We start from the raw sequence: 12,611 nt of genomic DNA, 5'->3' as shown, positions 1-12,611 counted from the left end.
CCCCACCGCACCTCTTCCAGCCCCGCCGCACCCTCCTCAGCCCCGCCGGCGCATGAGGCGGCCCTTCCCAGCTCCGCCGCACTCTCCCCAGCCCCGCCGGCGCTTGAGGCGGCCCTTCCCGGCCCCGCCGCACCCTCCCCAGCCCCGCCGGCGCTTGAGGCGGTCTTTTCCAGCCCCGCCGCACCCCCAGCCCCGCCGGCGCTTGAGGCGATCCTTTCCAGCCCCGCCGGCGTTTGAGGCGCGGGGGCCCGGGGGCGGCGCCCCCGCAACGGCGCCGCACGGCACCCCGCACCCGCACCACCGCCACCCCGCCACCCCGCCACCCCGCCGACCGCCGACCGCCGACCGCCGACCGCCGACCGCCAAGGTCACCGCACCCGCTGCACCCGCCGCTCATCCCACACCGGCTCCGCCGTCTCCCGCACGACCCCGTCCGACCCGAACACCAGATACCGGTCGAACGACTTCGCGAACCACCGGTCGTGCGTGACCGCCATCACCGTGCCGTCGTACACCTCGAGCCCGTCCTGCAACGCCTCCGCCGACTCCAGGTCCAGGTTGTCCGTCGGCTCGTCCAGCAGCAGCGCGGTGGTGCCCGCCAGCTCCAGCAGCAGGATCTGGAACCGCGCCTGCTGCCCACCGGAGAGCCGCTCGAACGCCTGGTCCCCCTGCCGCTCCAGCTCGTACCGCCGCAACACCCCCATCGCCCCGCCCCGGTCCCTGGCGTGCTCGGACCAGAGGATCTCCACCAGCGTCTTGCCGAGCAGCTCCGGATGCGCGTGCGTCTGGGCGAAGTGGCCCGGCACGACCCGCGCCCCCAGCTTCCACTCCCCCGTGTGCGCCACCGGCTCCCCCGCCAGCAGCCGCAGGAAGTGCGACTTGCCCGACCCGTTGGAGCCGAGGACCGCGACGCGTTCCCCGTAGTAGATCTCCAGGTCGAACGGCTTCATCAGCCCCGTCAGCTCCAGGCCCTTGCAGGTCACCGCCCGCACCCCGGTCCGCCCGCCGCGCAGCCGCATCCGGATGTCCTGCTCGCGCGGCGGCTCCGGTGGCGGGCCCGCCTCCTCGAACTTCTTGAAGCGGGTCTGCATCGCGTGGTAGCGGTTGGCCATGTCGGGGCTGTTCGCCGCCTGCTGCCGCATCCGCAGGACGAGCGCCTTCAGCCGGGCGTGCTCCTCCTGCCAGCGCCGCAGCAGCTCCTCGAACCGCGCGAACCGCTCCTTGCGCGCCTCGTGGTACGTGGCGAAGCCGCCGCCGTGCACCCACACGTCACTGCCCGCCGCGCTCGGCTCCACGCTGACGATCTTCTCGGCGGCCCGGGACAGCAGCTCCCGGTCGTGGGAGACGAAGAGGACCGTCTTACGGGTCTCCTTCAGCTTCTCCTCCAGCCACCGCTTGCCGGGGACGTCCAGATAGTTGTCCGGCTCGTCCAGCAGCAGCACCTCGTCGGGCCCGCGGAGCAGCGCCTCCAGGACCAGCCGCTTCTGCTCACCGCCGCTGAGCGTGCGCACCTCGCGCCACTGCGCCTTCTCGTACGGGACACCCAGCGCGGCCATCGTGCACATGTCCCAGACCGTCTCGGCCTCGTAGCCGCGCGCCTCGGCCCAGTCGCTGAGCGCCTGCGCGTACGCCATCTGCGCGGCCTCGTCGTCGACGGTGAGAATGCGTTCCTCGGCGGCGTCGACGGCCTTCGCGGCCTCCCTGATCCGGGGCTGCGACACCGACACCAGCAGGTCCCGTACGGTCCGCTCGTCCCGCACCGAGCCCACGAACTGCGGCATCACCCCGAGCCCGCCGCTCACCGAGACCGTGCCGCCGTGCGGCTGGAGCTCCCCGGCGAGCAGGCGCAGCAACGTCGTCTTGCCCGCCCCGTTGGCCCCGACGAGGGCGACGACGGCTCCGTCGGCCACCCGGAACGAGGCGTCGCCGAGCAGCACCCGTCCGTCCGGCAGGTAGTACTCCAGGTGGCCCGCTTCAAGATGTCCCATACAGAGCATTGTCACGGCCCGCGAAGCAATGGCCCAACCGGTTTACCCGGCCGAGGTCCCGGGTCGAACGGAACGCTCTAGGATTCGCGCATGAGTTCATGGCAAGGGGGCCCTCCTGGGGGCCGGGGAACAACGGGACTCCGGGGGCAGCGGAACTCCCGACTGGGCCGCGCTCGCCGAGCAGTCCGCCGCGCGCGCCCGCCGCAAGCGGTGGCTGATGATCGGCGGCGGGGTGCTGGCGACCGCCGTGGTCGGCGCGATCGTGGCGACCGCCGTGGTCACCACGGGCGGCAAGAGCGATCCGGCCGGCAGAGCGAGCAGACTCCCGGCGCCGGCCGACCTCCCCGAGGACACATCGGCGCCCGCGCCCTCCTTCTCGCCGGTGGCACCGCCGCCCCCGCCGGACCCGAAGGAGTACATATCCAGCGCCGACAAGGACAAGGCGCCGATCACCGTCGACGGCTTCTTCCCCGGCGAGAAGCTCGCCATGGGTGAGCGCGTCCACCTCAAGGGTGCCACCGACCGCACCACGGAGTGCGCGACCGGCACCCAGGGCGCCCTCGGCGCGGTCCTCACGAAGAACGGCTGCGAGCAGCTCATCCGCGCGACCTACCGCAAGGACGGGGTGGCCGTCACCGTGGGCATCGCGGTCTTCGACACCGAGGCCCGCGCGAGGAAGACGGTCGACCAGGCCTCCGGCGGCCTCGCCTCCCTCAGCGGCGCGGGCGTGTCCACGTTCTGCCGAGGCGGTACGGTCTGCCGCCGCACGACCAACTCCTACGGGCGGTACGCCTACTTCACCGTGGGCGGGTTCACCGACGGCACCCGCGTCACCGCCCAGGACAAGAACGTCTTCGCGGTCGGCGACGACCTGACGGACTTCGTCTTCCGCCAGATCCGCCACCGTGGCCAGATCCAGGCTTCGAAGGCGGCGGAGGCCGGTTCGTAGAGGATCGGGCGGCGCCCGCCACGCAGAGACCGAGCACGTTCGCACAGGGGCCATGAACACCCCGGCCCCCGCAGTGGAGCTCACCGCCTCGCCACCGGCTACATCGCCCTGGTCACCCTCGCCGCCCTGGTCACCCTCGCCGCCCTGGCCCACGAGACCGCCGGGCGCCGGAGAGCGGCCGCGAGGCGGCGACGGCCCTGGTGAACGTCCTCATCGCCTGGGTCGTCATCGCCTTCGTACGCCACTTCAGGAACGAGGCCCGCCGCAGCGGCCGTTGACCGCACCCCGCCTCAGCAGCACCCCGCCGCCCCCGGCAACGTCCGCACGTTGCGCGCCTCTTCGGCCCGCGCTGCCAGCAACTCGTCCGCCGGGTAGGCAACTTCCTCCAGCGTCAGCCCGTGTGGCCGCACCACATGCACGCCCGGGTCGCGCACCTTCGCCGCCAGCACCTCGGCCGGCCAGGCGGCCGGGCGGCGGCCGTCGCCCACGAAGAGGGCCGCGCCGATCAGCGCGCGCACCATGTTGTGGCAGAACGCGTCCGCCTGCACGGTCGCGGTGAGGACGCCCGAGGCCGGGTCCCGTACCCAACTCAGCTTCTGGAGCGTACGGATGGTCGTCGCACCCTCACGCTTCTTGCAGTACGCGGCGAAGTCGTGCTCGCCCACCATCAGCGCGGCCGCCTCGTTCATCGCGTCCACGTCCAACGGCCGGTCGTGCCACAGCACATGACCGCGCGTCAGCGGGTCCACCCCGCCGGGCCGGTCACCGACCCGGTAGGCGTAACGCCTCCAGAGCGCGGAGAAGCGGGCGTTGAACCCGGGCGGAGCGGGGGCCGCGCGCCAGATCCGTACATCCAGCGGAAGCCGGCCCGCCAGCCGCCGCAGCAGCTTCTCCTCGTGCTCGGCCCACACCGCCTCCGGCAGGTCCACATGGGCGACCTGGCCCCGCGCGTGCACCCCGGCGTCCGTGCGGCCCGCCACCGTCAGGTCGTACGTCACCGCCGACCGGGTCACCGTCCGCAGCGCGTCCTCGATCTCGCCCTGCACCGTGCGCCGGCTGGTCTGCTTCGCCCAGCCGGAGAAGTCCTTGCCGTCGTACGACAGGTCCAGCCGCACCCGTACGCAACCGGGCTCCGCCACGTCACTCACCGCGTCATCCTCTCACTGCCCCTGCTCAGCAGAACGGGCCCGCACCGCCCCGAAGGGTGATGCGAGCCCGTCCTGTGGTCCTTCAGACGCTTCAGGCGTCCTTGGACTCCTCGTCGGCCTTCTCGACCGGCTTGGCGTCCTCGACGGTCTCCTCGGAGGACTCGGCCTTGGCCTCGTCCTTCTTGGCGGCGTCTTCCTTGACCGCGCGCTTCGTCGCGGCCTCGGCCTCACCGGTGGCCTGCTGGGCCACGGTCAGCGCCTCGACCAGCTCGATGACCGCCATCGGGGCGTTGTCGCCGCGACGGTTGCCGATCTTGGTGATACGGGTGTAACCACCGGGGCGGTTCTCGTACCGGGGAGCGATCTCGGTGAAGAGCGTGTGGACGATGCTCTTGTCCGTGATCGTCTGGAGCACCAGGCGACGGTTGTGGATGTCGCCCTTCTTCGCCTTGGTGACGAGGCGCTCGGCGACGGGGCGCAGGCGGCGGGCCTTGGCCTCGGTCGTCGTGATGCGGCCGTGCTCGAACAGCGACTTCGCCAGGTTGGCGAGGAGCAGACGCTCGTGCGCGGCGCTGCCGCCCAGACGGGCACCCTTGGCGGGACGCGGCATGGTGATTCTCCTTGTGTGCTGCACCGGCCGTATCAGGTACCGGTGTCAGTTCCCGTGAAGCGGACGCCTCACGGAAGTCGTGCGGGTGGTGCTGCTCAGTACTGCTCGGTCTCCACGAAACCGGCGTCCGCGTCGTCGTCGGCGCCGAAGGCGTCGGCGGCGGCGGTCGGGTCGAAGCCGGGAGGCGAGTCCTTCAGCGCGAGGCCCATACCGGCCAGCTTCGCCTTGACCTCGTCGATCGACTTCGCACCGAAGTTGCGGATGTCGAGAAGGTCCGCCTCGGAACGGGCCACGAGCTCACCCACGGAGTGGATGCCCTCGCGCTTGAGGCAGTTGTACGAGCGGACCGTGAGCTCCAGCTCCTCGATCGGCAGCGCCAGATCGGCGGCGAGCGCGGCGTCCGTCGGGGACGGGCCCATGTCGATGCCCTCGGCGTCGATGTTGAGCTCGCGCGCCAGACCGAACAGCTCCACCAGGGTCTTACCGGCGGACGCCATGGCGTCACGGGGACGCATGGCCTGCTTGGTCTCGACGTCGACGATCAGCTTGTCGAAGTCGGTGCGCTGCTCGACACGGGTCGCCTCGACCTTGTACGTGACCTTGAGCACCGGCGAGTAGATGGAGTCGACCGGGATCCGGCCGATCTCCTGGCCGACCTGCTTGTTCTGGACGGCGGAGACGTAGCCGCGACCGCGCTCGACGGTCAGCTCCATCTCCAGCTTGCCCTTGCCGTTGAGCGTGGCGAGGACGAGGTCGGGGTTGTGCACCTCGACACCGGCCGGGGGCGCGATGTCGGCGGCGGTGACCAGACCCGGGCCCTGCTTGCGCAGGTACATCACGACGGGCTCGTCGTGCTCCGAGGAGACGACCAGCTGCTTGATGTTGAGGATGAGGTCGGTGACGTCCTCCTTGACGCCCGGCACGGTGGTGAACTCGTGCAGGACCCCGTCGATCCGGATGCTGGTGACAGCGGCACCGGGGATCGAGGAGAGGAGCGTACGGCGGAGGGAGTTGCCGAGGGTGTAGCCGAAGCCCGGCTCCAGCGGCTCGATCACGAACCGGGAGCGGAATTCGTCGACGACCTCTTCGGTCAGCGACGGACGCTGAGCGATAAGCATGCGGTGATCCTTCAGTCGTGGGCACCCACTATTTGATGCCCGACAGTGAGACAAGGGTACGGGCGGTACGCCCCGAATGAGGCGTACCGCCCGGACCTGAACGCTACTGACGCACGGCCGTCACCGGCCGTGACGGGTCAGACGCGGCGACGCTTCGGCGGACGGCAGCCGTTGTGCGGCGTCGGGGTGACGTCCTGGATCGAACCGACCTCCAGGCCGGTGGCCTGGAGCGAACGGATCGCGGTCTCACGGCCGGAGCCGGGACCCTTGACGAAGACGTCGACCTTGCGCATGCCGTGCTCCTGCGCGCGGCGGGCGGCCGACTCGGCGGCCATCTGCGCGGCGAAGGGGGTGGACTTGCGCGAGCCCTTGAAGCCGACGTGGCCGGCGGAGGCCCAGGAGATCACGTTGCCCGAGGGGTCCGTGATCGAGACGATGGTGTTGTTGAACGTGCTCTTGATGTGCGCGTGGCCGTGAGCGACGTTCTTCTTTTCCTTGCGACGCACCTTCTTGGCTGCGCCCTGACGACCCTTGGGGGCATGTCTTGACTCCAGATGGAGAGGGGAGGTGATCGGTCCTACAGCGAAGACCGCTGGTTGCTGCGCTGCCCGGCGAACCGGATGTACGCAGTGCGTCCGCTGAGGACTACTTCTTGCCCGGCTTCTTCTTACCGGCGATGGCGCGACGCGGGCCCTTGCGGGTACGCGCGTTCGTGCTGGTGCGCTGACCGTGGACCGGCAGACCGCGGCGGTGACGAATGCCCTGGTAGCAGCCGATCTCGATCTTGCGGCGGATGTCGCCCTGGATCTCGCGACGGAGGTCACCCTCGGTGCGCAGGTTGGCGTCCACGTACTCGCGGATCTTGACCAGGTCCTCTTCGGCCAGGTCACGAACGCGGGTGTTGGGGTTCACGCCGGTGGTGGCGAGGATCTCCTTGGACCGGGTGCGCCCGATGCCGAAGACGTAGGTGAGGGCAACCTCCACGCGCTTTTCGCGCGGGATGTCAACACCTGAAACGCGTGCCATTCAATGGCTCCAGTTGTTAGTTCGGGGGTCTTCCGCAGTGCCGCTCCCGACCGCCGACCACCCGCTGGGAGTGGTGGTACGTCCGGGTCCCCGGCCCCCGCCGGAGGTGTCGTCAGCCGTGGCTTGGACGGGCACTGCGTATGTACGTGCTTACGTGCGTCGCGCGAAGAACTGCGAGATGCAGGGGGTCGTGCGTCAGCCCTGGCGCTGCTTGTGGCGCAGGTTGTCGCAGATGACCATGACCCGACCGTGACGGCGGATCACCTTGCACTTGTCGCAGATCTTCTTGACGCTCGGCTTGACCTTCATGGGATGTCAGGTTCTCCGGGTCAGTGCCATCACCGCGCCGAAACGGGGTGCGGGCAAGATCTACTTGTAGCGGTAGACGATCCGGCCGCGCGTCAGGTCGTACGGAGAGAGCTCCACCACGACCCGGTCATCCGGGAGGATACGGATGTAGTGCATCCGCATCTTGCCGCTGATGTGCGCCAGGACCTTGTGACCGTTCTGGAGCTCCACCTTGAACATTGCGTTCGGGAGGGACTCGATCACGGTGCCCTCAATCTCGATGGCACCTTGCTTCTTGGCCACGCTTCGCCTTTCGAATCGGCTACCTTGATCGGCTCTCGCGATCCCGCGCCTTGTATGCAGACACACGGATGCACCAGAGCCGACGAGTCAGTCTACGTCAGCGGACTTCAAAAGACGAATCCGTCAAGTTTGCCCACTGCGGATGATCCTTAGACCTGCCGGCCCGAAGCCGTCACCCGAGAGGGTCAGGCGCGGCCTCGATGCCGTACTCCGCGAGCTTCGCCCGTCCGCAGTCCGGCGCGGTCAGGACCAGCGGTCCCTGCTCCGTCAGGGCGATGGAGTGCTCCCAGTGCGAGGACCAGGTGCCGTCCGTCGTGATGACCGTCCAGTCGTCTCCGAGGGTCTCCGTCCGCGCCGTGCCGAGCGAGACCATGGGCTCGATCGCCAGACAGACGCCCGGGACCAGCTTGATGCCCTTGCCGCGCTTACGGGAGACGTAGTTCAGCAGGTGGGGGTCCATGTGCATCTCGGTGCCGATGCCGTGGCCGCCGAAATCCTCGATGATCCCGTACTTGCCGGTGGCCGGGCGGGGCTGGCGGCGGATGTAGGACTCGATCGCCTTGGAGATGTCGACGAGGCGGTTGTTCACCTTCATCGCGGCGATCCCGGCCCACATCGACTCCTCGGTCACCCGGGAGAGCTCCACCAGCTCCGGAGCGTGACCGGTGCCCACGAAGGCGGTGTACGCGGCGTCGCCGTGCCAGCCGTCCACGATGGCGCCGGCGTCGATCGAGATGATGTCGCCATCCTTGAGGACCGTCTTGTCGTCCGGGATGCCGTGGACGACGACCTCGTTGACCGAGGTGCAGATGGTCGCGGGGAACCCGCCGTAACCGAGGAAGTTCGACTTCGCCCCGTGGTCGGCGATGACCTTGCGGGCGACCTGGTCCAGGTCCTTCGTGGTGGCGCCGGGCACGGCGGCCTCACGGGTGGCCGCGTGAATGGCAGCGACCACCAGCCCCGCCTCGCGCATCTTCGCGATCTGCTCGGGGGTCTTGATCTGCACCATTGCTCGGCGCCTCTCTGCATCGACGGGTGACGGGGACGGGTGACGGGTCCGCTGGGGGCCCACTCAACGATACGGGGGCAAACAGTAGGCCGCGGCGCCCTGAGGCGCCGCGGCCGGCTGTACAGCGGTGGTACGGGTGGGGCTCAGCCCTCGTCGGACCGGGGCAGCGCCGCCATGGCACGCTCGGTCACCTCGGTGACCTTGCCGAGGGCGGAGATGGTCACCACCAGGCCCTGGGCCCGGTAGTAGTCGATGATCGGCTCGGTCTGCGTGTGGTAGACCTCCAGCCGCGTCCGGACCGTCTCCTCGCTGTCGTCGTCCCGCTGGTACAGCTCGCCGCCGCAGATGTCGCAGACACCCTCGGTCTTCGGCTTGTTGTACGTGGCGTGGAAGACGTGCGCGCTGTCGTTGCGGCAGATGCGGCGACCCGCGATCCGCTTCACGACCTCTTCCTCGGGGACCTCGAGATCGAGGACCGCGTCCAGCTTCACGCCCTCGTCCTTGAGCATCACGTCAAGGGCTTCGGCCTGGCCCACGTTCCGCGGGAAGCCGTCCAGCAGGAAGCCGTTCACGGCGTCCGACTGGGCCATGCGGTCCTTGGCCATCCCGATGGTGACTTCGTCCGGCACCAGCTGGCCTGCGTCCATGTAGGCGCGGGCCTGCTTGCCAAGGTCGGTGCCCTGGCTGATGTTGGCGCGGAAGAGGTCACCCGTGGAGATGTGCGGAATCGACAGGTTCTCGGCAAGGTACGCAGCCTGCGTTCCCTTGCCGGCACCCGGAGGCCCGACGAGGACGATTCGCATCAGCGGAGGAACCCTTCGTAATTGCGCTGCTGGAGCTGACTCTCGATCTGCTTCACGGTTTCCAGACCCACACCCACGATGATGAGGATGCTCGTCCCGCCGAACGGGAAGTTCTGGTTCGCACCGCCGAAGCCTGCCAACGCCATCGTCGGCACAAGAGCGATCAGGCCCAGGTACAGCGAGCCCGGCCAAGTGATCCTGTTGAGCACGTAGCTCAGGTACTCGGCAGTAGGTCGACCTGCCCGGATGCCCGGGATGAAGCCACCATACTTCTTCATGTTGTCGGCGACTTCGTCGGGGTTGAACGAAATGGCCACGTAGAAGAAGGCGAAGAACACGATGAGTACGAAGTACACCGAGATGTAGTACGGGTGGTTACCCGTCACGAAGTGGTCCTGGATCCAGGTGGCCCAGCCCGCGGTGGATCCGGAGAACTGGACGATCAGGGACGGGATGAAGAGCAGCGACGAGGCGAAGATGACGGGAATCACACCCGCCTGGTTCACCTTGAGCGGGATGTACGTCGACGTACCGCCGTAGGAACGGCGTCCGATCATGCGCTTCGCGTACTGCACCGGGATACGGCGCTGGGCCTGCTCGACGAAGACGACAAGGGCGACCATCACGAAGCCGATGAGGATGACCGTGCCGAACTCGATCCAGCCGTCGGCCAGCTTGCCGCTCTCCTTGATGGCCCACAGGGCGCCGGGGAACGTGGCGGCGATCGAGATGAACATGAGGATCGACATGCCGTTGCCGATGCCGCGGTCGGTGATCAGCTCACCGAGCCACATGACGCAGGCCGTACCGGCGGTCATGGTGATGACCATCACCATGGTCGTGAAGATCGACTTGTCGGCGACGATCTGACTGCCCACGGAGCAGTTCTGGAACAGCGCCCCGCTCCGGGCGGTGGCGACGAGGCCGGTGCCCTGGAGGACGGCCAGCGCGACGGTCAGATAACGCGTGTACTGCGTGATCTTGGCCGTGCCCGCCTGCCCCTCCTTCTTGAGGGCTTCCAGTCGGGGAATCACGACGGTCAGCAGCTGAAGGATGATGCTGGCCGTGATGTACGGCATGATGCCGAGCGCGAAGATGGTGATCTGCAGCAGAGCGCCGCCGCTGAACATCTGCATCAGACCGAGCAGGCCACCCGAATCGGCCTGGTCGATGCACTGCTGCACCTTCGCGTAGTCGACCCCGGGGGCCGGGACATGTGCCCCGAGCCGGTAGATCACGATGATGCCGAGCGTGAAGAGCAGCTTCTTGCGCAGGTCGGGCGTCTTGAACGCTCGGGCGAACGCGGTGAACACGGTGCCTCCTGCGACCCCCGCGCTATGCGTCAGAGGCGACGGGTCTGGATGGGACTGGATGGGATCGGATACAAGGCAGCCCTACATCGTAAGGAGGCCACAAAAGATTAACGGCGCTACCCTACCCGGCCCGGGACTGAGCAGGAAACACGCGCTGCACACCGGTGCAACGCCCGCTCCCCGGCCCGCGTCACGAAAGACCGGCCAAGCCACACCATTTGGGACGTGAACGCCCCTCGGCTCCCCCACCGCCGGTGCGGTGGACACCCGTTCAACCTTTCCTGAGCCTTTACGGTTCCCGTACAGCGCCACATACAGAGAAAAGCCTGGCCGGCCACCTCCGAAGAGGCGACCGGCCAGGCTCAGTTCTGTCCCGGGGCTCAGACGAGCTCGGTGACCGTACCGCCGGCGGCGGTGATCTTCTCCTTGGCGGAGCCGGAGACGGCGTCAACCGAAACCTGCAGTGCCACGGAGATCTCGCCCTGTCCGAGGACCTTGACGAGGTGGTTGTTGCGCACAGCGCCCTTGGCGACCAGATCGGCCACCGTGACCTCTCCACCCTCGGGGTAGAGCGTCGCGAGCTTGTCCAGGTTCACGACCTGGTACTCCGTGCGGAACGGGTTCTTGAAGCCCTTGAGCTTCGGGAGACGCATGTGGAGGGGCATCTGGCCACCCTCGAAGCGCTCCGGAACCTGGTAACGGGCCTTCGTACCCTTGGTACCACGGCCTGCGGTCTTACCCTTGGACGCCTCACCACGACCCACACGGGTCTTGGCGGTCTTGGCGCCCGGGGCAGGCCGGAGGTTGTGGGCCTTCAGCGGGCTGTTCTCCGCCATGTCAGTCAACCTCCTCAACCGTCACGAGGTGGCGGACGGTGTTGGCCATTCCGCGGAACTCGGGGCGGTCCTCCTTGACAACCGAGTCGTTCAGGCGCTTGAGCCCGAGCGAACGCAGGGTGTCGCGGTGGTTCTGCTTGCTGCCGATGTACGACTTCGTCTGCGTGATCTTGAGGCGAGCCATTACGCACCCGCTCCCGCACGTGCACGGAGCAGAGCCGCGGGGGCGACGTCCTCGAGGGGCAGACCGCGGCGGGCCGCGATCTCCTCGGGACGCTGCAGGCCCTGGAGGGCCGCCACGGTCGCGTGCACGATGTTGATCGCGTTGGACGAGCCAAGCGACTTCGACAGGATGTCGTGAACGCCGGCGCACTCGAGCACGGCACGCACCGGGCCACCGGCGATAACGCCGGTACCGGGGGAAGCCGGCTTGAGCAGGACGACGCCCGCAGCCTTCTCGCCCGTGATCGGGTGAGGGATGGTGCCCTGGATGCGGGGGACCTTGAAGAAGTTCTTCTTGGCCTCTTCGACACCCTTGGCGATGGCCGCGGGAACTTCCTTGGCCTTGCCGTATCCGACACCGACGGTGCCGTCACCATCGCCCACCACGACCAGCGCGGTGAAGCTGAAGCGACGACCACCCTTCACAACCTTGGCGACGCGGTTGATCGCGACGACGCGCTCGACGTACGCGGTCTTCTCGGCGGCGCTGGCGCCACCGTCACGGCCCTTCCGGTCCCGCCGCTCGCCGCCACCGGCACCGCTTCCGCGGCGCTGGGGTCCAGCCATTGGATTTACCTCTCTCTGTTACGTCCGCTGTGCGTAGGAACCGGGGCTTAGAACTTCAGCCCGGCTTCACGGGCGGCGTCAGCCAGAGCGGCAATCCGCCCGGCGTACTGGTTGCCACCGCGGTCAAACACGACGGCCTCGACACCTGCGGCCTTGGCACGCTCGGCGACCAGGGCGCCGACCTGCTGGGCCTGAGCGCTCTTGTCACCCTCGCCACCACGGATCGAGGTGTCCAGGGTCGACGCCGACGCGAGCGTGTGGCCCGCGATGTCGTCGATGACCTGGGCCACGATGTGGCGGTTGGAACGCGTCACGACCAGACGGGGGCGCTCCGGCGAACCCGACATGTGCTTGCGGACGCGGATGTGGCGGCGCTTGCGAGCAGCGCGCTTGTAGGCGTCGCCCTTGGCGATCTTCACACCGTATGCCAT

General features: G+C 68.5%; 16 protein-coding genes. 1 reads left to right on the top strand and 15 read right to left on the bottom strand.

Annotated elements, in window-relative coordinates:
- Positions 1-368 precede the first annotated feature (368 nt).
- Complete coding sequence (locus tag D6270_RS20795) at positions 369-1,988, bottom strand: ABC-F family ATP-binding cassette domain-containing protein (RefSeq protein ID WP_109164096.1); 1,620 nt, start codon at positions 1,986-1,988, stop codon at positions 369-371.
- Positions 1,989-2,205: 217 nt separating this feature from the next.
- Here D6270_RS20795 and D6270_RS20785 point away from each other — a divergent pair, with 217 nt between their 5' ends.
- A complete protein-coding gene (locus tag D6270_RS20785; protein WP_151414707.1) occupies positions 2,206-2,937 on the top strand; it encodes a hypothetical protein in 732 nt (243 codons plus the stop codon).
- A 290-nt stretch (positions 2,938-3,227) separates the two neighbouring features.
- Here D6270_RS20785 and truA read toward each other — a convergent pair whose 3' ends face one another.
- The 14 genes from truA to rplR all read right to left on the bottom strand — a co-directional run bounded on the left by truA (position 3,228) and on the right by rplR (position 12,611).
- Positions 3,228-4,085 carry a tRNA pseudouridine(38-40) synthase TruA gene (gene truA / locus D6270_RS20780; RefSeq protein WP_109164098.1) on the bottom strand — a complete coding sequence of 286 codons (858 nt, stop codon included), beginning with the start codon at positions 4,083-4,085 and terminating at the stop codon, positions 3,228-3,230.
- 91 nt (positions 4,086-4,176) lie between these two features.
- Positions 4,177-4,695, bottom strand: coding sequence for a 50S ribosomal protein L17 (gene rplQ, locus D6270_RS20775; protein WP_109164099.1), 519 nt, complete (start codon positions 4,693-4,695; stop codon positions 4,177-4,179).
- Between the two features lie 95 nt (positions 4,696-4,790).
- Complete coding sequence (locus tag D6270_RS20770; RefSeq protein ID WP_003966937.1) at positions 4,791-5,813, bottom strand: DNA-directed RNA polymerase subunit alpha; 1,023 nt, start codon at positions 5,811-5,813, stop codon at positions 4,791-4,793.
- A 137-nt stretch (positions 5,814-5,950) separates the two neighbouring features.
- The gene (gene rpsK / locus D6270_RS20765) at positions 5,951-6,367 is read right to left on the bottom strand and encodes a 30S ribosomal protein S11 (protein WP_128839686.1); all 417 of its coding nucleotides are present in this window, start codon (positions 6,365-6,367) and stop codon (positions 5,951-5,953) included.
- A gap of 91 nt (positions 6,368-6,458) precedes the next feature.
- Entirely contained in the window at positions 6,459-6,839 is a 381-nt protein-coding gene (gene rpsM, locus D6270_RS20760; RefSeq protein WP_014047799.1) for a 30S ribosomal protein S13, read from the bottom strand.
- Positions 6,840-7,034: 195 nt separating this feature from the next.
- Positions 7,035-7,148, bottom strand: a complete 114-nt coding sequence (rpmJ, locus tag D6270_RS20755) for a 50S ribosomal protein L36 (RefSeq protein WP_003956441.1) — start codon at positions 7,146-7,148, stop codon at positions 7,035-7,037.
- A gap of 60 nt (positions 7,149-7,208) precedes the next feature.
- On the bottom strand, positions 7,209-7,430 hold the full coding sequence (infA, locus tag D6270_RS20750; protein WP_003956442.1) for a translation initiation factor IF-1: 222 nt from the start codon (positions 7,428-7,430) through the stop codon (positions 7,209-7,211).
- A 172-nt stretch (positions 7,431-7,602) separates the two neighbouring features.
- Entirely contained in the window at positions 7,603-8,439 is an 837-nt protein-coding gene (map, locus tag D6270_RS20745; RefSeq protein WP_109164100.1) for a type I methionyl aminopeptidase, read from the bottom strand.
- A gap of 143 nt (positions 8,440-8,582) precedes the next feature.
- On the bottom strand, positions 8,583-9,242 hold the full coding sequence (locus D6270_RS20740; RefSeq protein WP_109164101.1) for an adenylate kinase: 660 nt from the start codon (positions 9,240-9,242) through the stop codon (positions 8,583-8,585).
- Entirely contained in the window at positions 9,242-10,555 is a 1,314-nt protein-coding gene (gene secY / locus D6270_RS20735; protein ID WP_109164102.1) for a preprotein translocase subunit SecY, read from the bottom strand. The genes D6270_RS20740 and secY overlap by 1 nt, the downstream gene beginning before the upstream one ends.
- Positions 10,556-10,935: 380 nt before the next feature.
- Positions 10,936-11,391, bottom strand: coding sequence for a 50S ribosomal protein L15 (gene rplO / locus D6270_RS20730; protein ID WP_003966942.1), 456 nt, complete (start codon positions 11,389-11,391; stop codon positions 10,936-10,938).
- 1 nt (position 11,392) lies between these two features.
- Positions 11,393-11,575: a 50S ribosomal protein L30 gene (rpmD, locus tag D6270_RS20725; protein ID WP_015610734.1), complete on the bottom strand. Its 183-nt coding sequence runs from the start codon at positions 11,573-11,575 to the stop codon at positions 11,393-11,395.
- The gene (rpsE, locus tag D6270_RS20720) at positions 11,575-12,180 is read right to left on the bottom strand and encodes a 30S ribosomal protein S5 (RefSeq protein WP_003966944.1); all 606 of its coding nucleotides are present in this window, start codon (positions 12,178-12,180) and stop codon (positions 11,575-11,577) included. The genes rpmD and rpsE overlap by 1 nt, the downstream gene beginning before the upstream one ends.
- Positions 12,181-12,227: 47 nt before the next feature.
- Positions 12,228-12,611 carry a 50S ribosomal protein L18 gene (rplR, locus tag D6270_RS20715; protein WP_018510591.1) on the bottom strand — a complete coding sequence of 128 codons (384 nt, stop codon included), beginning with the start codon at positions 12,609-12,611 and terminating at the stop codon, positions 12,228-12,230.

Source organism: Streptomyces griseus subsp. griseus (assembly GCF_003610995.1).
GTDB lineage: Bacteria > Actinomycetota > Actinomycetes > Streptomycetales > Streptomycetaceae > Streptomyces.
The sequence above is the reverse complement of the archived record's forward strand: the minus strand, read 5'-3'. Positions and strand labels throughout refer to the sequence as shown.

Bases quoted from the DNA above. Each gene is read 5' to 3' on its own strand.
- D6270_RS20795 (WP_109164096.1), bottom strand. From the start codon at position 1,988: ATGGGACATCTTGAAGCGGGCCACCTGGAGTACTACCTGCCGGACGGA.
- D6270_RS20785 (WP_151414707.1), top strand. From the start codon at position 2,206: ATGATCGGCGGCGGGGTGCTGGCGACCGCCGTGGTCGGCGCGATCGTG.
- rplQ (WP_109164099.1), bottom strand. From the start codon at position 4,695: ATGCCGCGTCCCGCCAAGGGTGCCCGTCTGGGCGGCAGCGCCGCGCAC.
- D6270_RS20770 (WP_003966937.1), bottom strand. From the start codon at position 5,813: ATGCTTATCGCTCAGCGTCCGTCGCTGACCGAAGAGGTCGTCGACGAA.
- rpsM (WP_014047799.1), bottom strand. From the start codon at position 6,839: ATGGCACGCGTTTCAGGTGTTGACATCCCGCGCGAAAAGCGCGTGGAG.
- rpmJ (WP_003956441.1), bottom strand. From the start codon at position 7,148: ATGAAGGTCAAGCCGAGCGTCAAGAAGATCTGCGACAAGTGCAAGGTG.
- map (WP_109164100.1), bottom strand. From the start codon at position 8,439: ATGGTGCAGATCAAGACCCCCGAGCAGATCGCGAAGATGCGCGAGGCG.
- D6270_RS20740 (WP_109164101.1), bottom strand. From the start codon at position 9,242: ATGCGAATCGTCCTCGTCGGGCCTCCGGGTGCCGGCAAGGGAACGCAG.
- rplO (WP_003966942.1), bottom strand. From the start codon at position 11,391: ATGGCGGAGAACAGCCCGCTGAAGGCCCACAACCTCCGGCCTGCCCCG.
- rpmD (WP_015610734.1), bottom strand. From the start codon at position 11,575: ATGGCTCGCCTCAAGATCACGCAGACGAAGTCGTACATCGGCAGCAAG.
- rpsE (WP_003966944.1), bottom strand. From the start codon at position 12,180: ATGGCTGGACCCCAGCGCCGCGGAAGCGGTGCCGGTGGCGGCGAGCGG.
- rplR (WP_018510591.1), bottom strand. From the start codon at position 12,611: ATGGCATACGGTGTGAAGATCGCCAAGGGCGACGCCTACAAGCGCGCT.